The 22,004-nt window shown below is 72.0% G+C and carries 19 protein-coding genes and 1 pseudogene; 14 read left to right on the top strand and 6 right to left on the bottom strand.

What is annotated here, in order from left to right:
* Positions 1-360: a YraN family protein gene (locus AB0B14_RS09435; protein ID WP_357522130.1), complete on the bottom strand. Its 360-nt coding sequence runs from the start codon at positions 358-360 to the stop codon at positions 1-3.
* Between the two features lie 153 nt (positions 361-513).
* On the opposite strand from AB0B14_RS09435, the pseudogene AB0B14_RS09430 reads away from it, so the two are divergent.
* The 5 genes and pseudogenes from AB0B14_RS09430 (at position 514) to frr (ending at position 5,840) form a co-directional block, all read left to right on the top strand.
* A pseudogene (locus tag AB0B14_RS09430) lies at positions 514-1,648 on the top strand (hypothetical protein).
* Between the two features lie 757 nt (positions 1,649-2,405).
* Positions 2,406-3,308, top strand: coding sequence for a 30S ribosomal protein S2 (rpsB, locus tag AB0B14_RS09425; RefSeq protein WP_357077885.1), 903 nt, complete (start codon positions 2,406-2,408; stop codon positions 3,306-3,308).
* 134 nt (positions 3,309-3,442) lie between these two features.
* Positions 3,443-4,270 carry a translation elongation factor Ts gene (tsf, locus tag AB0B14_RS09420; protein ID WP_357077889.1) on the top strand — a complete coding sequence of 276 codons (828 nt, stop codon included), beginning with the start codon at positions 3,443-3,445 and terminating at the stop codon, positions 4,268-4,270.
* 161 nt (positions 4,271-4,431) lie between these two features.
* On the top strand, positions 4,432-5,199 hold the full coding sequence (gene pyrH / locus AB0B14_RS09415) for a UMP kinase (RefSeq protein WP_238433181.1): 768 nt from the start codon (positions 4,432-4,434) through the stop codon (positions 5,197-5,199).
* Between the two features lie 83 nt (positions 5,200-5,282).
* Positions 5,283-5,840, top strand: a complete 558-nt coding sequence (gene frr / locus AB0B14_RS09410; protein WP_204943784.1) for a ribosome recycling factor — start codon at positions 5,283-5,285, stop codon at positions 5,838-5,840.
* Positions 5,841-5,892: 52 nt separating this feature from the next.
* Here the strand turns inward: frr and AB0B14_RS09405 are convergent, their stop codons facing one another.
* A complete protein-coding gene (locus AB0B14_RS09405; protein ID WP_357522128.1) occupies positions 5,893-6,336 on the bottom strand; it encodes a hypothetical protein in 444 nt (147 codons plus the stop codon).
* Positions 6,337-6,706: 370 nt separating this feature from the next.
* Here AB0B14_RS09405 and AB0B14_RS09400 point away from each other — a divergent pair, with 370 nt between their 5' ends.
* From AB0B14_RS09400 to AB0B14_RS09390, 3 genes are all read left to right on the top strand, one after another.
* Positions 6,707-8,245: a phosphatidate cytidylyltransferase gene (locus AB0B14_RS09400; RefSeq protein ID WP_357077896.1), complete on the top strand. Its 1,539-nt coding sequence runs from the start codon at positions 6,707-6,709 to the stop codon at positions 8,243-8,245.
* A 104-nt stretch (positions 8,246-8,349) separates the two neighbouring features.
* Positions 8,350-9,507: a 23S rRNA (adenine(2503)-C(2))-methyltransferase RlmN gene (rlmN, locus tag AB0B14_RS09395; RefSeq protein ID WP_357077899.1), complete on the top strand. Its 1,158-nt coding sequence runs from the start codon at positions 8,350-8,352 to the stop codon at positions 9,505-9,507.
* 31 nt (positions 9,508-9,538) lie between these two features.
* Positions 9,539-10,756, top strand: a complete 1,218-nt coding sequence (locus tag AB0B14_RS09390) for a DivIVA domain-containing protein (RefSeq protein WP_357522126.1) — start codon at positions 9,539-9,541, stop codon at positions 10,754-10,756.
* Positions 10,757-10,842: 86 nt separating this feature from the next.
* On the opposite strand, the gene AB0B14_RS09385 is transcribed toward AB0B14_RS09390, so the two are convergent.
* Entirely contained in the window at positions 10,843-11,064 is a 222-nt protein-coding gene (locus AB0B14_RS09385) for a DUF2631 domain-containing protein (RefSeq protein WP_357077904.1), read from the bottom strand.
* Between the two features lie 91 nt (positions 11,065-11,155).
* On the opposite strand from AB0B14_RS09385, the gene AB0B14_RS09380 reads away from it, so the two are divergent.
* Both AB0B14_RS09380 and AB0B14_RS09375 read left to right on the top strand, forming a co-directional pair.
* Entirely contained in the window at positions 11,156-12,022 is an 867-nt protein-coding gene (locus tag AB0B14_RS09380) for a hypothetical protein (protein WP_357522124.1), read from the top strand.
* A gap of 133 nt (positions 12,023-12,155) precedes the next feature.
* Complete coding sequence (locus tag AB0B14_RS09375; RefSeq protein WP_357077912.1) at positions 12,156-13,736, top strand: Rieske 2Fe-2S domain-containing protein; 1,581 nt, start codon at positions 12,156-12,158, stop codon at positions 13,734-13,736.
* Positions 13,737-13,909: 173 nt separating this feature from the next.
* On the opposite strand, the gene AB0B14_RS09370 is transcribed toward AB0B14_RS09375, so the two are convergent.
* From AB0B14_RS09370 to AB0B14_RS09360, 3 genes are read right to left on the bottom strand one after another with little or no spacing between them, the layout of a single operon-like run.
* Positions 13,910-15,508: an NAD(P)/FAD-dependent oxidoreductase gene (locus tag AB0B14_RS09370; protein ID WP_357522122.1), complete on the bottom strand. Its 1,599-nt coding sequence runs from the start codon at positions 15,506-15,508 to the stop codon at positions 13,910-13,912.
* A 33-nt stretch (positions 15,509-15,541) separates the two neighbouring features.
* Positions 15,542-17,422: a HAMP domain-containing sensor histidine kinase gene (locus AB0B14_RS09365; RefSeq protein WP_357522120.1), complete on the bottom strand. Its 1,881-nt coding sequence runs from the start codon at positions 17,420-17,422 to the stop codon at positions 15,542-15,544.
* Positions 17,412-18,113 carry a response regulator transcription factor gene (locus tag AB0B14_RS09360; protein WP_357077920.1) on the bottom strand — a complete coding sequence of 234 codons (702 nt, stop codon included), beginning with the start codon at positions 18,111-18,113 and terminating at the stop codon, positions 17,412-17,414. The genes AB0B14_RS09365 and AB0B14_RS09360 overlap by 11 nt, the downstream gene beginning before the upstream one ends.
* A gap of 113 nt (positions 18,114-18,226) precedes the next feature.
* Between AB0B14_RS09360 and AB0B14_RS09355 the strand changes: the two genes are divergently transcribed.
* The 4 genes from AB0B14_RS09355 (at position 18,227) to AB0B14_RS09340 (ending at position 21,843) form a co-directional block, all read left to right on the top strand.
* On the top strand, positions 18,227-18,841 hold the full coding sequence (locus AB0B14_RS09355) for a hypothetical protein (protein ID WP_357077923.1): 615 nt from the start codon (positions 18,227-18,229) through the stop codon (positions 18,839-18,841).
* Positions 18,828-19,961, top strand: coding sequence for a peptidoglycan-binding domain-containing protein (locus AB0B14_RS09350; protein WP_357522118.1), 1,134 nt, complete (start codon positions 18,828-18,830; stop codon positions 19,959-19,961). The genes AB0B14_RS09355 and AB0B14_RS09350 overlap by 14 nt, the downstream gene beginning before the upstream one ends.
* Positions 19,962-19,966: 5 nt before the next feature.
* Positions 19,967-20,656: an ABC transporter ATP-binding protein gene (locus AB0B14_RS09345; RefSeq protein WP_357522285.1), complete on the top strand. Its 690-nt coding sequence runs from the start codon at positions 19,967-19,969 to the stop codon at positions 20,654-20,656.
* Between the two features lie 65 nt (positions 20,657-20,721).
* The gene (locus AB0B14_RS09340; RefSeq protein WP_357522284.1) at positions 20,722-21,843 is read left to right on the top strand and encodes an ABC transporter permease; all 1,122 of its coding nucleotides are present in this window, start codon (positions 20,722-20,724) and stop codon (positions 21,841-21,843) included.
* Positions 21,844-22,004: the final 161 nt, after the last annotated feature.

Here is a 22,004-nt window from a genome sequence, read left to right as displayed (position 1 = left end):
TCAGAACGCACCCTTGAGGTGATCCACCTGCGCCGGGCCGGCGTCGGGCAGCCGCACCGAAAGCACGTCGAAACGCACCTCGTCGGCGGTCGTGCCGGTCTCGGTCAGCCAGCGCGCGGCGAGCCCACGCAGCCGGCGGGCCTTTGCCGGCACGACCGCCTCGGCCGGGGTGCCGAAGTCGTCGCTCCGCCGGGTCTTCACCTCGCAGAAGGCGAGCACCGGCCCGTCCCACGCGATGATGTCGATCTCGCCGGCCGGGCAGCGCCAGTTTCGGGCGATCGGGCGCAGACCCGCCTCGGTCAGGTGCCGGGCGGCGCACCGCTCGCCGTACGCGCCGACCGCCTGGTTCCGCTTCGTCATGGCCGGCACGGTGCCCGCCCGGGTGCCCGCGCGGCTAGCCCGACGACGGCCCAGCTGTGGACAACGGGTGCTCTGTGGACAACCGGACGATCATGCCCGCGCTGTGCTACGGCGTCCCTCGCGGGCGACCGGCGCCGACCGAGCCGGGGCGAAATGGCGCGGGCGAAGCCGGTCGCATACGGTGCCTGACGTGGACGGACGACGGAGCTTTCCGGAAGATCAGGAGTCGCGCTGGTACCCCGACGAGCGGGGTCGCGACTACGGCGAGTCGGAGTGGCGCGGCACGGGCGAATCGCGGTACCGGGACGGTGAGGTCCCCGAGCAGCGTGGCACCGACGAGGGCCGTTCCCTCGAGGACACCGGCGTCGGCCGACGCCGGGAGCCGGACTCCGGCCGCTTCGGCGCGGTCGACGCAGGTCGTTTCGGCGGTACACCGGAGTCCGAGTCGGGTCGGCTGAGCGCGGTGGACGCTGGTCGTTTCGGCGGCATGCCGGAATCGGACTCGGGTCGTTTCGGCACGTCGGAGCCGGACTCGGGTCGCTTTGGGGCGGTGGGCGCCCCACCCGTGCGATTCGGCACGCCCGAACCAGAGTCTGGGCGGTTTGGTGCGATCGACCCGTTGGGGGACGGGCGGCCGGAGACCGAGGGCTACCGGGCGACCCGCGCCCGGAGGGCGGACCGGGACCCCTCGGAGATCTCCGGCGAGTTGCCCGGTCGCCGGGCCGCTCGGGAGTCGGCCGCTGCCCCGCCGATCACCCCCGCGCCGGAGGCCGCCCGCGACACCACGTCCGCGGTCGTCCCGCCGGGCGGTGTGCCCGCCGAGCAGGCTCGTCCCGCTCCGCTCGGTGGGTACCCGATCGTCGAGCCGACCCGGGCCGGCGACACGCCGCACCCGCTGGAGATGCCGACCGGCCCGATGCCGGGGATCGGCCCGCGCCCCGACCTGTCCGCTGCGGAGCAGCCGGCGTACGCCCCGGTGACTGACGGCGTCTACCGGACCCGCCGGCCGGTGTTGGCCGTACTCTTCGCCCTACTGGTGTTGATCTTCGAGATTCCTGCGCTGCGGGTGCTGCTGGCGGGCGTGACCGGCGACCCGGTGGACGCCGGCAACGTCGTGGTGGGTATCGCCCTGGTTGCCGGGCTGCCGATCTTCGCGACCGGGCTGTACGGGCTACGAACCGGAGGTCTGGCGCTCGCCGACGGTGGTCGAGGCTGGCTGCGTCCGCCCACGGCATACCTGACCGTCGGTCTGGTGCTCTTCCTCGCCGCCGCGCTCGCCGCCGGCTGACCTGGCACCGCGGACCACCCCGTCTCCGCCAGCACCGTCGCCCGGCGGGCCAGGCCTTCCGGCGCGTCTCACGCCTGGCGCGTCTCACGCCTGGCGCGTCTCGCGCCTGGCGTGCCTCGCCTCGCGTGTCCCGCCCTGCGTCCGATGTGTGATGCGCAGCGCCCGGTGTCTCGCCCTGCGCCCGGTGTCTCGCCCTGCGCCCGGTGTCCCGCCGCCACGCCCGGGGCGCGATGTCCCGTGCCCACGCCTTGATCGACTCGGTTTTCATGAAGTCGCGGTGTCCTGGTCGGTTTGAGGCACCGGTTTTCAGGAAACCGAGTCGATCATCGCGGGGTGCCGCGCCGATCAGCGCCGCGCGTGCGCGCTGGATGCCGTGCCGCGCGCTGGATGCCGCGCCGGACGGCGGACGCCGTGCCGTGCCGCGCCGGACGCCGTGCCGCGCCGGACGCCGTGCCGCGCGACGCCGGACGCCGGACGCCGCGCGACGCCGCCGCGTCGGTGGACCGCCGCGTCCACCCGACAGACCTGCGCACACCGGCGCACCCCGGGGCGGGTGGGCGGGTGAGGGGCGTACACTGGCCAACTGGCGACCGCCTTGTGCGGTCGACCTCGCGCGCCCTCTTCACGAATCGTCGTGGAGCGACGGCCTCCCTGGTCCCGATCTTGATCGGGTCCACCATGGGTCGGCGACCAGGCGCCAGGACGCCCGGCCACCGGCCGGGCGTGACAACCAGGGATCTTGAGGAGTACCCCAACCATGGCCGTCGTGACCATGCGCCAGCTGCTGGAGAGCGGTGTCCACTTCGGGCACCAGACCCGGCGCTGGAACCCGAAGATGAAGCGCTTCATCATGACCGAGCGCAACGGCATCTACATCATCGACCTGCGCCAGACCCTCGAGTACATCGAGAAGGCGTACGAGTTCGTGCGTGGGACCGTCGCCGAGGGTGGCAGCATCCTGTTCGTCGGCACCAAGAAGCAGGCCCAGGAAGCGATCGCCGAGCAGGCGACCCGGGTCGGCCAGCCGTACGTCAACCACCGCTGGCTCGGTGGCATGCTGACCAACTTCCAGACGGTGTACAAGCGGCTCCAGCGGATGAAGGAGCTGGAGGGCCTGGGTGACCTCAGCGGCACCGCCGCCGGTTACACCAAGAAGGAGACCCTGCAGCTCTCCCGCGAGAAGATCAAGCTGACCCGCACCCTGGGTGGTCTGCGGGACATGCAGAAGCTTCCCGCCGCGGTCTGGATCGTCGACACCAAGAAGGAGCACATCGCCGTCGACGAGGCCCGCAAGCTGGGCATCCCGGTGATCGCGGTGCTCGACACCAACTGTGACCCGGACGAGGTCGACTTCCCGATCCCGGGTAACGACGACGCGATCCGGTCGGCCGAGCTGCTGACCAAGGTCGTCGCCGCTGCCGTGGCGGATGGTCTGATCGCGCGTTCCGGCCGTCGCCGGGGCAACGACGAGAAGCCCGAGGGTGTCGCGACCGACGAGCCGCTGACCGAGTGGGAGCGCGAGCTGCTCGAGCCGAAGAAGGCCGACGAGTCGGCCGCCCCGGCCGAGCAGCCGGCCGCTGCCGCCGCCGAGCAGCCCGCCACCCCGGAGCAGCCGGCGCAGGCCACCACCGAGCAGCCGGCGGCCGCCACCGCGGAGTGATCGCACCGTCGCTGCCCCGCCGTCCGTTTTCGCGAACGGCGGGCAGCGACGGTACGCCGGGCACGATCCGCCCGGATCCGGGTAACCGGCACCTCTGACCATCCACACGCCGTCTCAACACCGAAGAGAGAGCCATGTCCCAAATCACCGCCGCGGACGTCAAGAAGCTCCGCGACCTCACCGGCGCCGGCATGATGGACAGCAAGAAGGCGCTGACCGAGGCCGAGGGCGACTTCGACAAGGCCATCGAGATCCTGCGCGTCAAGGGCGCCAAGGACGTCGGCAAGCGGGCCGGCCGTACGGCCGCCAACGGCCTGGTCGCCCACTCCGGCAAGGCGCTGCTCGAGCTCAACTGCGAGACCGACTTCGTCGCGAAGACCGAGTCGTTCATCGCGCTGGCTCAGCAGCTGGTCGAGCACGGCGAGCGCGCCGGCGTGAACTCCGCCGAGGAGCTGCTCGCCACCGAGCTCGACGGCAAGGTCGTCGCGGACCTGATCCAGGAGCAGTCCGCCAAGATCGGCGAGAAGTTGGTGCTCAACCGGTTCGCCAAGGTCGAGGGCACCACCGCCGTCTACCTGCACCGCAAGGCCCAGGACCTGCCGCCGGCCGTTGGTGTGCTGGTGTCGTACACCGGCAAGACCGACGAGGCGGGCGACGCCGACGCCCGTGGTGTGGCCATGCAGATCGCCGCGATGCGGCCGAAGTACCTCACCCGGGACGAGGTTCCGGCCGAGGTCGTCGAGTCCGAGCGGCGCATCGCCGAGCAGACCGCCCGCGAGGAGAACAAGCCCGAGGCGGCCCTGCCGAAGATCATCGAGGGTCGGGTGAACTCCTTCTTCAAGGACTACGTCCTGATCGAGCAGGCGTCCGTGGCCGACAACAAGAAGTCGGTGAAGCAGCTGCTGGCCGAGGCCGGCATCGAGGTCACCCGCTTCGTGCGGTTCGAGGTCGGCCAGGCCTGAGCCGTCACCGGGCGCCGCGTGCGCCCGTGGGCAGGAGACGTCAACGAGGAGGCCGCCGGTGTACGTGACAGGCACCGCGGCCTCCTCGTCACATAGGGTCGGCAGCGGCAGGTTCGCGGTACGCGCCGCACGGGGCGTGCGCGTGGGGAAGGGCGGGGCGGATGACGCAGGTTGTGAGTGACCGGACGCTGGCGATGGACGATCCGACGGCACCACCGCCGGGGCGCGCCCGCCGGGTGGTGCTGAAGCTCTCCGGTGAGGTGTTCGGCGGCGGCGCGATCGGCGTCGACCCGGACGTTGTCCAGGCCATCGCCCGGCAGATCGCCACCGTGGTCCGCCGCGGCGTGCAGGTCTCCGTGGTGGTCGGGGGCGGCAACTTCTTCCGCGGCGCGGAGCTGCAGAAGCGGGGCATGGACCGGGCCCGCGCCGACTACATGGGCATGCTCGGCACCGTGATGAACTGCCTCGCGTTGCAGGACTTCCTGGAGAAGGAAGGCATCGAGACCCGGGTGCAGAGCGCCATCACCATGGCCCAGGTCGCCGAACCGTACATCCCACTGCGGGCGATCCGGCACCTGGAGAAGGGCCGTGTGGTCATCTTCGGTGCGGGCGCGGGCATGCCGTACTTCTCCACCGACACGGTGGCCGCCCAGCGGGCTCTGGAGATCCGGGCCGACGTGGTGCTGATGAGCAAGAACGGCGTGGACGGCGTCTACACCGCCGACCCGCGGATCGACCCCACCGCCAGCAAGCTCGACTCGATCACCTTCTCCGAGGCGCTGCGCCGCAACCTGCGGGTGGCCGACGCGGCGGCGTTCAGCCTCTGCATGGAGAACGGCCTGCCGATGCTGGTCTTCGGCGCGCAGGGTGACGACACCATCATCCGCGCGGTGGGTGGCGACAAGATCGGCACCCTGATCACCGCCTGAGCCCCGCCGACGGCGACGGCAGCAGCGGGTCTGACGACTTTCAGCAGAGCCCACCACGAGCACAGAAGGAGGCGAGGAGACCGGTGATCGACGACACCCTCCTCGAGGCCGAGGAAAAGATGGAGCGTGCGGTTGAGCACGCCAAGGAGGAGTTCGGCGCCATCCGTACCGGTCGCGCCAACGCCGCCATGTTCTCCAAGGTCATCATCGACTACTACGGCACGCCCACGCCGCTGACCCAGATGGCGTCGATCGCGGTCCCCGAGCCGCGGATGGCGATCATCAAGCCGTACGACAACTCGCAGATCAATGCGATGGAGAAGGCGATCCGCGACTCGGACCTCGGGGTGAACCCAAACAACGAGGGCAACCAGCTGCGCATCCTGCTCCCGCAGATGACCGAGGAGCGCCGCCGCGACATGATCAAGGTGGCCCGGCACAAGGGCGAGGAGGCCAAGGTGGCCATCCGCAACGTCCGCCGCCGTGGCAAGGAGGAGCTGGACCGGATCGTCAAGGACGGCGAGGCCGGCGAGGACGACGGTCGCCGCGCCGAGAAGGAACTCGACGACCTGACCCAGCGCTACGTGGCCAACATCGACGACCTGGTGAAGCACAAGGAAACCGAACTGCTCGAGGTCTGAACCATGCTTCGAGGCCCGTTCCCGACACCGGGAACGGGCCTCGTGTCGTATCTCAGCAGGGAATCCAGACGGTCCTGGTGCTCGCGGCGAACTCCTCGTTGGTGGTCGCGTCGCGCAGCGAGAAGTGGGCGGTGGCGCGACCGGGGTGGACTGCCGGCGTGATCCGGGCGAAGGCCATCGCGAGCTCGACCGTGCCGCCGTCGCAGAGGATCTCACCGGCGCCGTGGCCCGCGGTGGCCCAGAGGGTCGGCAGGCCGTCCTGCACCAGCGAGGCCGACATGAGCACGATGCCGGCCGGGCAGTGCCGGCCGGTCGCGGTGACGGTGGTCGCCGGGTACGTCACACCCGGCTCACCGACGGGCGGCTCGAACGGGAACAGTTCGCTGGCGTGCCGATCGATGGTGATCCTGGTCGGCGCGGTGGTCGCGGCGGCTGGTGCCCCTGCTCCGAGGACGATGGCCGCGGCCGCCAGCACCGCCAGACTGATCTTGTACATGTGCGTGCCCTTTCCCCGTGGTCGCGTCGGCGGAGACCGGCGCGGCCCCAGCGGACCACGACGGGCGGGCCCGGCTCTGTACCTGATCGGGCAGCGAGCGAGTCGGATCGATGGCTGCGGATCCGCGTACCGGATGGGTCTGTTTCGGTCCGCGACGGCCCGCCGGCCAGGGGCGACGCCCGTCGCCGTGCCTCGTCCGCCGTGCCGGTCCGGCGGGTGCAGTAGGCTCGGCAGGATTCCCGGCCACCGGGCGGTGAACACCGGGAATCGACCGACCGTCGGGGCGGTCAATCGGAGGAACATCGCGCGTGTAGGGGATGCTTGTGGTCTTGCGTCATGTGGTGGTTCTCGTGCCGCGTCGCGGTGCGTGATGTCCCACCCCGACCCCTACGGCAGCGAGCCTCGCGGCTGGGACCGTCCCGAGCGCCCCGTGGCGCTGCCCTGGCCGGACCAGGACCTGGAGGCCGGCCAACGGCCCCGCCGTCCGGCCGTCGGCCCTGAGCTGTACGCCGACCCACACACCCGGCCGCACGCCGACCCGCACCCGACGCACCCGTACGACGAGCGTGGCCGCGCGGTCCGCCCGGACGACCGGGACCGCTTCGACGACCGCGACCGGCACGATCGTTTTGACGACCGCGACCGGTTCGAGGACGACCGGAACCAGCCCGACCGGTTCGAGGACCGGACCCAACCCGACCGGTTCGACGACCGGAGCCAACCCGACAGGTACGACGACCGGGGCCGCGCCGGCCGGTACGGCGATCGTGCGCCCGCCGGTCCGGACAGCGCCCCGACCCACCGCGGTGGCCCGGAGCGGCAGGACGGGCCCGGCTGGCACGACGGGACCGGGCGGCTCGACGAGCCCGGCTGGCACGACGATTCCGGCCGGCCCGACGGTCCGCAAGCGTTCGACGGTCCGGCCAGCTACGACGACGACGCCGGCTACCCGACCGCGCAGCTCGCGCCCATCGGGGCCGAGGTGGCACCGGACCCGGAGCCGCCGACCGAGCCGGAGCCGCCGTCCGGTCGACGGTCGAAGGGCCGGCGTCGGGCCAGCGCCGACCGGCCGGCCACCCAGCAGTTGGGCAACGGGCGGGCCGGCCGCAACCTCCCGGCGGCGATCGGGGTCGGGCTCGGCCTCGGTGCGCTGATCGTGGTGCCGCTGATCTTCTACCCGTTGGCGTTCCTGCCGGTGATCGCCGCCGCCGTCGCCGTCGGCAGTTGGGAGATGGCTCGGGCGGTCCGGCGCAGCGGCGCGCACCCGCCGCTGGTGCCGTTGCTCGCCGGTGGTGTGCTGACCGTGGGCCTGGCCTGGTTCGCCGGCCCGGACGCGCTCAGTCTGGGGCTGCTGGTCACCGTGCTGGGCACCATGATCTGGCGGCTGGGTGACGGTCCGGCCGGCTTCCAGCGGGATGTCACCGCGGCCACCCTGATCGCCGTCTACGTGCCGTTCCTCGCGGGTTTCGCGGCGCTGCTCGCGGCGGCCCCCGACGACGGTTGGATGCGGATCCTGGCCACCCTGATCGCGGTGGTCCTCTCCGACACCGGCGGGTACGCGGCAGGCGTCTCCTTCGGTCGACACCCGATGGCGCCGTCGATCAGCCCGAAGAAGTCCTGGGAGGGTTTCGCCGGCTCGGTCACCGCCGCGGCCCTGGGCAGCGCACTGCTGCTGTGGCTGATGTTCGAGGTGGCCCCCTGGTGGGGTGCCCTGTTCGGGGTGGCCGTCTCCTGCGCGGCGGTCCTCGGCGACCTGGCCGAGTCGATGATCAAGCGGGATCTCGGTGTCAAGGACATGAGCAACCTGCTGCCCGGTCACGGCGGCCTGATGGACCGACTGGACTCGATCCTGTTCGCGGTGCCGACCGCATACCTGTTGCTGGCCATCTTCGTGCCGGTGGTGAGCTGAGGTATGAATCACGGCGTCCTGGTCATCCGACCCCGACGGCCGCAGCCCGTTCGGCACCTCCGGACCGGCAGTTGCCGCCGGGGGCGTGACACACTGGACCAGCCATGACGAGCCTGCCGTTGATCCCCGCCCTCTCGGACGCCCCCGCCGCGCGCCGGGCCTCCATGCCGCCACAACACCTCGCCGACCTGGACCTGGCCGGCCGCCAGGCGCTTGTCACCGAGTTGGGTGAGCCGGCTTTCCGCGCCAAGCAGGTCTCGAACCACTACTTCGGGCGGCTGGTCCGCGACCCGCAGGCCATGACCGACCTGCCCGCGGCGACCCGGCAACGGTTGGCCGAGCGGCTGCTGCCCACGCTGCTCAACCCGGTGCGCGAGTTGGCCTGCGACGACGGCGCGACCCGCAAGGCGCTCTGGAAGCTGCACGATGGTGCGCTCGTGGAGAGCGTGCTGATGGGCTATCCGGACCGGGTGACGGTCTGCATCTCCAGCCAGGCGGGCTGTGGCATGGCCTGTCCGTTCTGCGCGACCGGCCAGGCCGGGCTGACGCGCAATCTGTCCACCGCCGAGATCGTCGACCAGGCGGTCTATCTGGCCGGCGTGGCGGCCTCCGGTGCCGTCGCCGGCTCACCGCCGCGGCTGTCGCACGTCGTGTTCATGGGCATGGGTGAGCCGCTGGCCAACTACTCCCGGGTCATCGCGGCCATCCGTCGCCTGGTCAGCCCCGCTCCGGAAGGGCTCGGCCTGTCCCAGCGGCACATCACCGTTTCCACGGTCGGCCTGGTTCCGGCCATCCGCCGACTGGCCAGCGAAGACCTCTCTGTGACCCTTGCGCTGTCGTTGCACGCCCCCGATGATGATCTGCGCGACGAACTCGTGCCGGTAAACCAGCGCTGGAAGGTAGCTGAGGTGCTGGACGCAGCGTGGGACTACGCCGCCCGGACGGGCCGTCGCGTGTCGATCGAGTACGCGATGATCAAGGACGTGAACGACCAGCCGTGGCGAGCCGACCTGCTCGGGCGGCTGCTGGCCGGCAAGTTGGCCCACGTGAACCTCATCCCGCTCAATCCGACGCCGGGCAGCCGCTGGGACGCGAGCCCGAAGCCGGTTGAGCGGGAGTTCGTCCGGCGGTTGCGCGACGCCGGGGTGTCCACCACCGTACGGGACACCCGAGGTCGCGAGATCGACGGTGCGTGTGGCCAGCTCGCCGCCGCCGAGGACAACGACACCTTCACCGACCGCGCCGGAGAGGCACCGGCGTGACCGGGCGTGGCGAACGAGACCAGGAGACATAGTGGCGAGTCAGGGTCAGCGTTTCCGGCGCAAGGCGCTCCGCCGGGGATACAAGGTCGACGAGGTGGATGCCTTCCTCGACCGGGTCGAGGCGACGCTCGACGGCCGACAGGTCGGCGCGCCGGTGGCTTCCCAGGAGGTCCACGACGTCGTCTTCCGGGTCCGTTTCAACGGCTACGACGAGTGGCAGGTCGACCTGCACCTGGACCGGGTCGAGCGGCAGCTGGCCGAGCTTGAGGAGCGCACCAGCGCCGGGCGCGGTGCCGACCCCCGGATGGGTGACCGGATGGGCCCACCGGACCGCATGGGCCCGCCGATGCGCGATGACCGGGGCATGATGCCGCAGCCGATGCCGCCGCGGCCGATGCCCGCGCAGGCTGGCCCGCCCGCCGACCGCTACGGCCGTTACGACGAGCCGACCGGTGCCTTCACCGGTGGATACGACGCCCCCCGCGGCGGTTACGAGGCGCCGCGAGGCCCGGCCGGTCCCGGCCCGATGGGCCCGGGCGGCCCGATGGGTCCCGGCTCGATGGGGCCCGGCCAGCTGGGTCCCGGCCAGCTGGGTGGCCATGGTGTGCCGCCGCGCAGCCTGCCGGCCGGCCCCAGCGGCTACGGCCCGGACGACCAGCGCGGGCCCGGCGGTTACGGTCCGGACGACCAGCGTGGGCCGGGCGGTTACGGTCCGGACGACCAGCGTGGGCCGGGCGGTTACGGTCCGGACGACCAGCGTGGGCCGGGCGGCTATCCGCCGGAGGAGCCGCGCTTCGACGGCTTCGAGGCGGGGCGGCACGGCCGCACCGACATGACCGCCGAGATCCGGATGCCGGAGCGGGACCTGCGCGACCTGCGCCGCGGCCCCGCCGGTCCGCCTCCGATGCAGCAGCAGGGCATCGGTGGCCCGCCGATGGCCGGTCCGCCCGCCGTTGCCGGCCCGCCGATGGGTGGCCCGCCGATGGCCGGCCCGCCCGGCAGCGACCTCTACCGGGTCGACCAGATCCGCCGTAGTTTCCAGGTGCGCCGGTTCGGCAGCGGGTACGACCCCGACCAGGTGGACCGGTTCTTCGACACCCTGCTCGGCGGCATGCAGCGCCGCAACCCGATGCCTGTCGACCCGAAGGACCTGGACACGCTCCGGTTCGGCCTGGTGCCCGGTGGCTACTTCGAGGCTGAGGTCGACGCCGCGCTCAAGGACGTGCAGGACATCCTCTTCGGGCGCTGACGTCCGACGCGTACGGACGAGGGCCCGTCCCCGGGTGGGGGCGGGCCCTCGGCGTATGGTGGCCGGTCGTCCGGCGGTGGGTCGGGTCAGGAACGCAGACCGTTGCGCCGCAGCACGACGTCGCCGATCACGATGATCAGCAGCAGCGCGGCCAGGCCGACCAGCCAGATGTCCTCGACCTTGCCCTCGTGGTTGCCGCAGATCATCGCCAGCAGCGCCAGCGCGGACACCACCGCGCCAATGCGCCCGAGCTTCCGGTGCCCGGGCTTGTGCTGGTCTGGCGACGTTACCGGCTCGCTTCCTGCCACTGTCGGTCCTTCCCTCGCGATCGGATCTTTGGTTAGTCTGGCACGCCTCGTGCCGGCCCCGGCGCAGGGTCCGACCAGTTGAGGGGACGGCATGACACGCGAGGAGGATCGCGAGCTGCTGAAGGCGGCCTACGAGGCGTGGGAGTCGGAGAACTGGTCGCTGGCGGGAGAGCTGCTGGAGCGGTTGGCGCGGCGGCATCCCGATCACCGCAGTGCCGGGGTGTGGTGGTACGACGCGGCACTGGCGTACAAGTTCCTGCGCAACTGGGCGAAGGCGTACGAGCTGGGCCGTGAGGCGGCCGCCCGAGCGGACCGGGACGCGCAGGAGCCGGCCTTCTGGAACCTCGGCATCGCCGCAACGATCATGGAGGACTGGTCGACCGCCCGGGACGCCTGGCGCGGCTTCGGACTGCCCGTACCGGACGGCGACGGCGAGATCGTGGCCGACTTCGGAGTCACCCCGATCCGGCTGGACCCGGCCAGCAACGGCGAGGTGGTCTGGGCGCAGCGGCTCTGCCCGGCCCGAGCCCGGGTGCTGAACGTGCCGACCCCGGAGTCGGGGCGCCGGTTCGGTGAGGTGGTGGTGCACGACGGCGCGCCGAACGGCGAGCGCGAGGTGGACGGGCGGACGTACAGCGTTTTCGACGAGTTGCTGCTGTTCCGTGCGTCCGAGCTGCCGACCACCACCGTCCACGTCACGGCCGAGACGCCGGAGGACGTCCGCGCGCTGGCGGCGCTGTTCGACGAGCACGGGTACGCGGCGGAGCCGGCCAGCGGCGTACGGATTCTCTGCTCCTGCTGTAGCGAGGGCAGCGTGTCGCAGGAGACCGACCATCAGGTCGGTGGCGGGCAGCAGGTGAACGTCGCGGCTCCGCCCGCCGAGATCTCCGGGCTCATGGAAGCGTGGTGTTCGGCCGCGCCGGCACGGCGGAGCTGGACGCCTCCGACCGCCTCCTGACCGGCGGTCGAGCAGGTCGCCCCGCCCGCAGGGGGCGGGTGGAACGGCACTACCGGCGTCGCGGGGCAACGGTCAGACCCGCTCCGGTAGCGTTTGGCGTACACCTGATTGTCTGTTTGAGGGGGACTGTGCGGTGCGAGTGACCGGAACCGGGCACGCCAGCATGCGGATCGACACGGCCGCGGGCAGCATCCTGTGCGACCCGTGGGTCAATCCGGCCTACTTCGCCTCGTGGTTCCCGTTCCCGGACAATTCTCTGCTGGACTGGGAGAGCCTGGGTCAGGTCGACTACCTGTACGTGTCCCACCTGCACCGGGACCACTTCGACGCGAAGCACCTGCGCGACTTCGTCTCGAAGGACGCCACGGTCCTGCTCCCCGAGTTCCCGACCTCGGAGATGGAGGACGAGTTCCGGGCGCTGGGCTTCACGAAGTTCCTGAAGACCCCCAACGAGCAGGTGGTGGAGCTGCCCGGCGGCCTGAAGATCATGATTCAGGCGTTGACCAGCCCGACCGACGGGCCGATCGGTGACTCGTCGCTCTGGGTCGAGTACGACGGGGTGCGGCTGCTCAACCAGAACGACGCCCGCCCCACCGACCTGAGCGTGTTCGCCGAGTTGGGGCACGTGCACGCGCACCTGCTCCAGTTCTCCGGCGCGATCTGGTACCCGATGGTCTACGAGCTGCCGCAGGCGGCGAAGACCGCGTTCGGCAAGCAGAAGCGTGACCGGCAGTTCGACCGGACGTGGCGCTACATCGACGACCTGAAGGCCGACCACGTCTTCCCGATCGCCGGCCCGCCGTGCTTCCTCGACGACACGCTGTGGCAGTTCAACGACATCCACGGCGACGAGGGCAACATCTTCCCCGACCAGTCCGTCTTCCTGTCCGAGTACGCGAAGGTCGGCGGCACCAACGGCATCGTGCTGCTGCCGGGCAGTGTCACCGAGGTCACCACCGAGGGCGCGAGCACCACGCATCCGGTGCCGGTGGACGAGTTCTTCGCGAACAAGGTCGCCCACCTGGAGGAGATGCGGGAGCGCAAGCGCCCGATCATCGAGGCGGAGAAGGCGTCCTGGCGGCACCCCGAGGTGGACGTCCTCGGCGAGATGAAGCGCCGCATCGAGCCGCTGCTCGACGAGTCGATCTACCTGGCCAAGGGCGTGGGCGGTCCGGTCCGCTTCGACCTGGTGGGGTACGACGGCGAGAGCGTCGAGTCGATCGTGGTGGACTTCCCGGGTAAGGAGGTCCGGCCGTACGCCGACGAGAAGGTGCGCTACCGGTTCCGGACCGAGCGGTCGCTGATCGAGCATCTGCTCTTCATCGACGAGGTCGACTGGGTCAACTCGCTCTTCCTGTCCTGCCGGTTCTCGGCGGCGCGGATCGGCCAGTACAACGAGTTCGTCTACGCGTTCTTCAAGTGCCTCTCCGAGGAGCGACTCCAGTACGCCGAGGGCTGGTACGACGAGCACGAGCGCAGCACCGACGCTGAGGACATCACGTTGGGCGACTGGGTGGTGCAGCGGCGCTGCCCGCACCTGAAGGCGGACCTGACCCGCTTCGGCATCGTCGACGGCGACCAGCTCACCTGCCAGCTACACGGCTGGAAGTTCGACCTGCCGTCCGGCCGCTGCCTAACGAGCGTGGGCCACAAGGTGCGAGCCCACCGAGTCGACGCAGAAACCCCAGCCCCAGCCGGCGGTGCCGCAATCTAACCCGCCCACCCACGCGTCCCCCACCCCACCCCACCCCACCCCACCCCACCCCGCCCCACCCCGCCCCGCCCCGTTGATCATGGAGTTATAGTCGACCGTCGCGGCGTGTCGTGACAATAACCCCATGATCAACCGCCTCGGGCGGGGGTGGGGGTGGGAGGGCGGGGTGGGGGTTAGGCCGGCGCTAGGTCTGACAGGATTCGGCGGGCTGCGTTGTGGCCGGCTGCTCCGATGACGCTGCCGGCTGGGTGGCAGCCGGCGCTGCCGGCGTAGACGCCGTCGATGCCGGTGGCGTGGGGCATCCGGTCGGTGAACGAGACGGTGTTGTCGACGTGGTGGATGTGTCCGCCGGTGATGCCGAAGTGCTCCTCGATGCCGGGCGGGGGCAGCGGCACCGCGTCGGCGATCAGGTCACCGGTGCCGGGCGCGTACCGTTCGACGATCTCGATCAGCCGGTCGACGTAGCCGGGCAGTGCCGCGTCCCAGGTGGTGCCGGCCAGCTCGTAGGGGACCGACTGGACGAAGAGCGCCGACGAGTGGTGCCCGGCGGCGTCGGAGAGCGACGGGTCGACAGTGGTGTGCAGGTACCACTCGATGGTCGGCTCCGCCGGCAACCGTCCGGCCCGCACGTCCGCCCACATGCCGCGCAGGGCGGTCATCGGCGAGGTGGCGTCCCCGCCGACAAGCGACGCGGACCCGGGCAGCAGGTGGATGGTCGAGCCGAACGGGCTCGGCGTGCCAGGTGGCAGGCAGGAGAACCGCGGCAGCCCGCTGAGCGCCAGGTTGAGTTTCAGGGTGGTGCCGGTGCGGCGGACCGCCGCCATCCGTTCGCCGAGTCGCGCCGGGAGCGCGCCGTCGGGCAACAGGTCCATCAGCCGGTACGGATCACACGCGCCGAGGACCACCCGCGCGGCGACCTGTCGACCGTCGGCCAGCACCACGCCGCTGGCCGCGCCGCCGTCCAGGGTCACCGCGCTGACCGGCGTACCCGTCCGGATTGTCGCCCCGGCGGCCCGCGCGGCTTCGGCGAACGTCCGCGAGACGGTGCCCATCCCGCCCTCGGCGATCATCCAGGTGCCGCCGGAGCCGGGCAGCCGGCACATGTTGTGGACCAGGAAGTTGTGGCCGGTGCCGGGGTCGTCCGGGCCGGCGTTGAGCCCGGACAGCCCGTCGGTGACCGCGTACATGCTGACCAGCAGCTCGGAGCGGAACTCGAACCGGGCCAGGTAGTCCGCGACCGAGCCCTGGACGAGGTCGACGAAGACCTGCCGCAGCGCGGGGCGGACGTGCCGCTCGGCGGTCTCCCGCACGCTCAGCGGCTCGGCCAGCCAGGCCGGGGCGAGGTCTTCCCGTAGCGCGGCCAACTCGGCCTGCATGGCGTCGTCGGCGGCCACGTCGGCGGGGGAGAAGAACTCGGTGAGCTGGGCCCGGGTGGCGGCGGTGTCGCTGCCGAAGAGCAGGTACGGCGAGCCGAGGCCGCCCGGCGTGGGCAGGAAGTAGTGCGGGTCGCGGCGCAGCACCGGAATCCGGACGTCGAGCGTGGCGAGCAACTCCGGGGGCATCAGCCCGAGCAGGTACGAACCGGTGGAGTGCCGCAGCCCCGGCACCTTCGAAAACGGGGTCTCGGTGCGGGCCGCACCGCCGATCACGTCGGCGGCCTCCAGCACCAGGACGTCCAGGCCGGCGCGGGCCAGCAGGACGGCGGAGACCAGACCGTTGTGCCCGGCACCGACGATCACGACGTCGACGCGGGCCGGAATCTCACTGCTCATGCCGCGGCAGCCTAGCCCGCCCCGCCACACCGGTCACCCCTTCCGCGCGCGTCCTCGGTGATCAGGAGGCCGGGCAGAGGGTACGGGTAGGTGGAGGGTGAAGGTGGAGCCCTGGGCGGGGGTGCTGGTGGCGCTGACCGTGCCGCCGTGGGCCTCGGTGAACTTGCGCACGATGGCGAGGCCCAGGCCGCTGCCGCCGGTCTGTCGACTCCGGGACTTCTCGGCCCGCCAGAAGCGGTCGAAGACCCGGGGTAGGTCCTCGGCGCTGATCCCGCTGCCGGTGTCGGCCACGGAGACGATGACCCCGGTGTCGGTCGCGCTGGCGCTGATCGTCACGCGCCCGCCCGACGGGGTGTGCCGTACCGCGTTGGCGACCAGGTTGCCGACGGCCTGGCGCAGCCGCACCGGGTCGGCGTCCACCTGCGGGTCGGCCTGCGTGCGTACCGTGATGGTGACGCCGACCCGGTCGGCCTGGGCCCGGTGCGCCGCCGCGACCTGGGCGAGCAGGTCGGTGAGGTAGACCTGTTCGCGGTGCAGCCGCAGCGCGCCCGCGTCGGCCTCGGCCAGGTCCTGCAGGTCGGTGATCACGTGCTGGAGCAGGGTCGCCTCCTCCAGCAGTGAGGAGAGCAGCCTGCGGTCGGGGGCCGCGACGCCGTCCTCTACCGCTTCGAGCCAGCCCCGGATGTTGCTCACCGGTGTCCGCATCTCGTGGGCGATGTCGCTCACCATCGCGCGGCGTAGCTGCTCCAGCCGTTCCCGCCGTTCGGCCATGTCGTTGAAGACCTCGGCCAGCCGGGCGATCTCGTCGCGGCCGGTCACCCGGACCCGGGCTGCGCCGTCGCCGTCGCGCATCCGCTGGGCCGCCCCGGTCAGGGCGTGCAGCGGGCGGGTCAGCCGGATGCCGGCGAGGACGGTGAAGCAGATCGTCACCAGCAGGACGAGACCGGCGACCGCGACGATGCGGGTCTGGTTGGCCCGGGAGAGGTCGAAGGTGGTGGAGGGGCGACCGCCCGGGTCGGTGACGAAGAGGGTCGCGGCCGGGGCGACGTACGGGAGGAGCTGCTCGCGTCGACTGGTGCCGACGCAGGCGCTGATCGCACGGTTGTGCTCCTGGTCGACGCTTGCCGTGGGCCGGGAGTCGGGTGCGCTGGGCGCCGACTGCCTCGTCCAGGTCCAGTTCAGGTCCACCTGCACGGCGGGCAGGCGCCGCCGTGCCAGGCAGGTGTTCACCAGGGCGTTGAGCTGGGCGAGCGCCTTGCCCTCGGTGGGCGTGCGCGTCGCGAGGTCCGCTCTCGACTGGAGGCACAGGCCGGTGTCGGCGAGGTCGGTGCCGGGGGTCTCGATGCGTGGTCGGCCGGTGGGGCCGTCCACGGCCGCGGCCTCGATCTGCCCCCGAGCCCGCAGGCACTGCACCGCCTGGGCCGCCCGGGACCGCAGCGCCGCGCGTTCCTCCGGCGGGAGCAGGTACGGCCCGGTGGTGCGCGGGTCGATGCGGCTGGTGCCGCCGTCACCGCCGCCCGGCGGGGTGGTCCCGGGCATCAGGGCGGTGTCGACGGCGAGCGCGTCGACTGTCGCGGACGACGTCGTCGGCAACGGGCCCGCGGCGGGTGCGGAGTCCGCGATCGGCACACCGGTGTCGGTGGTCAACGCGATCCGCCGGCCGACGTCCCGCGCGAGCGGTCGAACGGCCGCGTCGACCCCGTCCCAGGTCGGGTGGGTCGCCGCGTACGCGAGCAGGGTGTCGTAGATGCGCGCGTCGTCGGCGAGCGCCTGGCCCTGCTCCTGCCGGATCGCTCCGGTGGTGGTGCGCACGGCCAGCCACGCGGTCGCCGCGATCGAGCCGACGGCGATGAGGACGGCCAGCGCCAGCAGCCGGAGCAGCAGGCTGCGGCGCAGCGGCACCTCACGCGACACGGGGCGGCTCTTCGACCAACTTGTATCCGACGCCGTACACGGTCACCAGCCGGGCCGGCTTGCGCGGGTTCGGCTCGATCTTCCGGCGGAGGTTCATGACGTGCATGTCGACGGTCCGGCTGGTGATGTACCTGTCGAACCCGTGCAGGTAACCCAGGAGCTGATCCCGGGTGAACGCCCGGGCGGGCTGGGCGGCCATCGCCTGGAGCAGTTGGAACTCGCCAGGTGTGCAGTCGACGAGGCGTCCGTCGCTGCGTACCTCGTGGCGCACCGGGTCGACGTGCACGCCGCCGACCCGCAGCACCGGGTCCGCCTGCCGCTGCGTCCGTTGGCCTCGGCGTAACAGGCTGCGGGCCCGGGCGACCAGCTCACGCGGGCTGTACGGCTTGGTCATGTAGTCGTCGGCGCCCAGGTCGAGGCCGAGCAGCAGGTCGTCCTCGGTCGACCGGGCGGTCAGCATGAGCACCGGCAGGTCGGACTCCTGGCGCAGGATGCGACAGACGTCCAGGCCGTCGACCTTCGGCATCATCACGTCGAGGACCAGCAGGGCCGGCGGCCGTTGCCGGATCTGCTCCAGCGCGGCCCGCCCGTCGGCCACCACGAGCACCTCGTGTCCCTCGCGTTCCAGATACCGGCGCGCCAACTCGGCCTGCTTCTGGTCGTCCTCGGCTACCAGCACGTACGCACACACGGCAGCGACTGTACGTGGCCCCGGCCGGGTCCGGCGGTGCCGCTGAGCTGGGACTACCGGATGACGACCGGTTCCTGACAGGTCTCTGACAGATCGGCGTGAAGCTCCACGCCATGACCAACCCAACTCATCGGATCGCGGCCGGGCTCGCCGCCGTCACAGTCCTCGCCATCGCCCTCACCGGCTGCGGCGGCGGAGCGTCAAGCGCCGACAGGGGCACCGCCGGCGGTGACGTCGCCTCGCTCACCACCCCGTCGGCCTCGGCGAGCGCCACCCCCGCCGGTGGTGCCGCCAACGGTCGGCCGCAGCTGCGCCTGGACATGACCGACGAGGAGGAGGAGCGGCTCTGGGGGACGTACAACATCTGCCTGCACGACAACGGCGTGAAGCTGAACGAGGGCCGGTCACAACCCGGCCCGGTGGGGGACGGCACGGGCCTGTCCCTCGACCAGAGCGGGGAGCCGAAGGCGGCGTACGTGGCGTGCGCCAACAAGCTGCCGCTCCAGCCGCCGGAGCTGGACCCGGAGAAGAACCCGAACTACGTGAGCCAGTGGAACGACTACGTCCAGTGCCTGCGCGGGCGCGGTCTGAAGATCCACTCACTGCCGGACGGCTCCGGCTGGACCTACGACGACGGGGTCGCCGACCCGACCGGCGGTCTTGAGGGTCCCGCGATGGACAAGGCCGAGCGGGAATGCACGATGGAGATCTTCGGTGCCAAGAAGTAACCCGAGCGACGATCCCGGTCGGCGCCCCACCCGGCGTACCGCGATCGTGGTGGCGACGGTGACCCTGGTGATCGCCGTCGGCGCCGGCGTCGGGGTGCTGGCGCTGCGGCGGCACGCCGACGATGACGTGGCGAGCGCCCCGCCGTCGGTGACCACGACGACGGTGACCCGGGCCGACCTGTCGGACACCCGTTCGCTCAACGGCACGCTCGGCTACGGCCCGGAGCGGCTGGTGAAGGGTGCCGGGGAGGGCGTCGTCACCCGGCTGCCGAAGGTGGGCGACACGGTGGCCCGGGGCAAGCCGCTCTACTGGGTCAACGACCGACCGGTGCCGGTGCTGTTCGGCGGAACTCCGCTCTTTCGCACCCTCGACAAGCCCGGACTGATGGGCAGCGACGTACGGATCGTTTCGGACAACCTCAAGGCGCTGGGCTACCAGACCGGCGCCCAGCCGTCCCGGGGCACCGACGGCACGAGGATCGGCACGGGTCAGGCCCTGCTCACCGCGAGCCTCGTCGCCGCGATCAAGAAATGGCAGCAGGCCCTCGGCCTGGAGCCCACCGGCACGATCGGGGTCGGGCAGGTCGCGGTGCTGACCGGGCCGGCCCGGGTCAGCGCGGTGAAGGCGCTGCCCGGTGACCCGGTCGCCGGTGAGCTGCTGGCCGTCACCGAGAAGGTCAAGCTGGTCACCGTACCGGTCGGGGCCACCGAGGTCGCCGCCATCACGGTCGGCGCCGCCGTGGTCGTCGCCCTGCCGGACAGCTCCGAGATCCCGGCCACTGTCGCCTCGATCTCGCAGACGGTGCGTGGCGGTGGGCAGGACGCCGGCACCGGGCAGGGCAGCCCGCCGACGGTGGACGTCCTCGTCGCACCGACCCGGGCGGCGGACGTGGCCAAGCTGGACGCCGCCGCGGTCCAGGTCCGGTTCACCACCGCCGTCCACAAGGGGGTGCTCGCGGTGCCGGTCGGCGCGCTGGTGGCACTCCGCGAGGGCGGGCATGCGCTGCAACTGCCCGACGGTGGGCTGGTGGCCGTGGAGACCGGGATGTTCGCCCGAGGTCTGGTCGAGATCAGCGGCACCGGTGTGACCGAGGGCCTCGACGTGGTGACGGCATCGTGACCGCCATCGCCGAGCCGGTGCTGAGCGTCGAGGGAGTCAGCCGGACGTACCCCGGCGGGGTGACCGCGCTGGACGACGTGTCCCTGACCGTGCGCGCTGGCGAGATGCTCGCCATCGTCGGGCCGTCCGGGTCCGGCAAGTCCACGTTGCTGAACATCATGGGCACCCTCGACCTGCCGACACGTGGCCGCGTACGCGTGGCCGGGCAGGAGGTCACCGCCCTGTCCGACCGTCGGCTCTCCGCGCTGCGGGGTCGCTGGCTCGGCTTCGTCTTCCAGCAGTTCCATCTCACCGACGGGTTGGACGCCGCCGAGAACGTCGCCACCGGCCTGCTCTACGCCGGGGTGCCCCGCCGTCACCGCCGCCGCACCGCGATCGAGGCGCTGGCCCGGGTCGGCCTGGCGCACCGGGTCGACCACCTGCCGCAGCAACTCTCCGGCGGGGAGCGGCAGCGGGTGGCGATCGCTCGGGCACTCGTCAACGAGCCCGCGCTGGTGCTGGCCGACGAGCCGACCGGCGCCCTCGACACGGTCAACGGGGAGGCGGTGCTGACCCTGCTCACGAACCTCAACGCGGAGGGCACCACCATCGCCGTGATCACCCACGACCGCGATCTCGCCGCCCGTACGCCTCGACAGGTGGAGATCCGCGACGGTCGGATCGTCGCCGACACCGTCAGCGGGAGCGGGACGTGAGCGCGCCCCGGCTCGCCCCGACCGACGTACTCCGGCTCGGTCTGCTCGGGATCACCACCCGCCGGATGCGGGCGGTCCTCTCCGCCCTGGGCATCTCCATCGGTATCGCGACGCTCGTCGTCGTGGTGGGCATCCCGGCGTCCAGCCAGCGCGACCTGATGAACCAGCTCGACGCGCTCGGCACCAACCTGCTGCGGGCCGAGCCCGTGCCGGATCAGGATCCGCCGGTCCTCCTGCCCGAGGACGCCGCCGCCATGGTGGCGCGGATCGGGCCGGTCGAGACGGCGAGCGCGGTCGCGAACACCCACACCGCCGTGCGCCGCAACGAGCTGCTGGACAGGTACGACACGTCCGGGCTCAGCGTGCTCGCGTCCCGGCCGGACCTGATGGGAACTGTCAACGGCCGGATCCGCAGCGGTCGGGCCCTCGACGCCGGGACGGCCCGGCTCCCGACCGCCGTCCTCGGCTACGTCGCGGCGAGCCGGCTCGGCTACGCCACCGTGGACCCCCGGCAACCACCCCAGGTGTTCATCGGCGAACGCTGGTTCACCGTGATCGGCATCCTGGACCCGTTGCCGCTATCCCCGGATCTCGACCGTTCGGTGCTTGTCGGGTGGGACGCCGCCAAGGCCATGCTCGGCTTCGACGGTCACCCCACGGTCGTCTACCTGCGGGCCAGGGAGGACGCGTTGGAGGATGTCCGGGCCGTGCTGCCGGCCACCCTCAACCCGCAGTTGCCGGGGCTGGTCCAGGTCAGCCGCCCCTCCGACGCGCTCGCCGCGAAACGGGCCACGGAGAACAGCTTCTCCGCGCTGTTCCTCGGGTTGGCGGCGGTCGCCCTGCTGGTCGGCGGGATCGGCGTGGCCAACACCATGGTCATCTCGGTGCTGGAGCGCCGTCGGGAGATCGGCCTGCGCCGGGCGCTCGGCGCGAACCGGGGCCAGATCCGGGTGCAGTTCCTCACCGAGTCGGTGCTGCTCAGCGTGCTCGGCGGTGCCACCGGGGCAGCTCTCGGGGTGCTCGCCACCGTCGGCTACGCCAGCTACCAGGGCTGGCCCCCCACGATCCCACCGACGGCGGTGCTCGGCGGAATCACCGGCGCCCTCCTGGTAGGCGTGATCGCCGGCGTCTACCCGTCCATCCAAGCCGCCCGCCAAACCCCCACCAAAGCCCTCTCCACCCCCTAACCACCCCCACCCCCCACCCCCCCCCCACCCCCCCCCCCCCCCCCCCCCCCCCCCCCCCCCCCCCCACCCCCCCCCCCCCCCCCCCCCCCCCCCCCCCCCCCCCCCCCCCCCCCCCCCCCCCCCCCCCCCCCCCCCCCCCCCCCCCCCCCCCCCCCCCCCCC

Origin of the sequence: Micromonospora sp. NPDC049171, from assembly GCF_040648275.1 — a bacterium.
Taxonomy (GTDB): Bacteria; Actinomycetota; Actinomycetes; order Mycobacteriales; family Micromonosporaceae; genus Micromonospora.
This window is presented reverse-complemented; position numbering and strand designations above follow the sequence as displayed.

Coding starts and splice junctions, on each gene's coding strand:
- AB0B14_RS09400 (WP_357077896.1), top strand. CDS start 6,707: ATGTCCCACCCCGACCCCTACGGCAGCGAGCCTCGCGGCTGGGACCGT.
- AB0B14_RS09380 (WP_357522124.1), top strand. CDS start 11,156: ATGACACGCGAGGAGGATCGCGAGCTGCTGAAGGCGGCCTACGAGGCG.
- AB0B14_RS09340 (WP_357522284.1), top strand. CDS start 20,722: ATGCGGGCGGTCCTCTCCGCCCTGGGCATCTCCATCGGTATCGCGACG.
- tsf (WP_357077889.1), top strand. CDS start 3,443: ATGTCCCAAATCACCGCCGCGGACGTCAAGAAGCTCCGCGACCTCACC.
- rpsB (WP_357077885.1), top strand. CDS start 2,406: ATGGCCGTCGTGACCATGCGCCAGCTGCTGGAGAGCGGTGTCCACTTC.
- AB0B14_RS09355 (WP_357077923.1), top strand. CDS start 18,227: ATGACCAACCCAACTCATCGGATCGCGGCCGGGCTCGCCGCCGTCACA.
- pyrH (WP_238433181.1), top strand. CDS start 4,432: ATGACGCAGGTTGTGAGTGACCGGACGCTGGCGATGGACGATCCGACG.
- AB0B14_RS09435 (WP_357522130.1), bottom strand. CDS start 360: ATGACGAAGCGGAACCAGGCGGTCGGCGCGTACGGCGAGCGGTGCGCC.
- AB0B14_RS09370 (WP_357522122.1), bottom strand. CDS start 15,508: ATGAGCAGTGAGATTCCGGCCCGCGTCGACGTCGTGATCGTCGGTGCC.
- AB0B14_RS09405 (WP_357522128.1), bottom strand. CDS start 6,336: ATGTACAAGATCAGTCTGGCGGTGCTGGCGGCCGCGGCCATCGTCCTC.
- rlmN (WP_357077899.1), top strand. CDS start 8,350: ATGACGAGCCTGCCGTTGATCCCCGCCCTCTCGGACGCCCCCGCCGCG.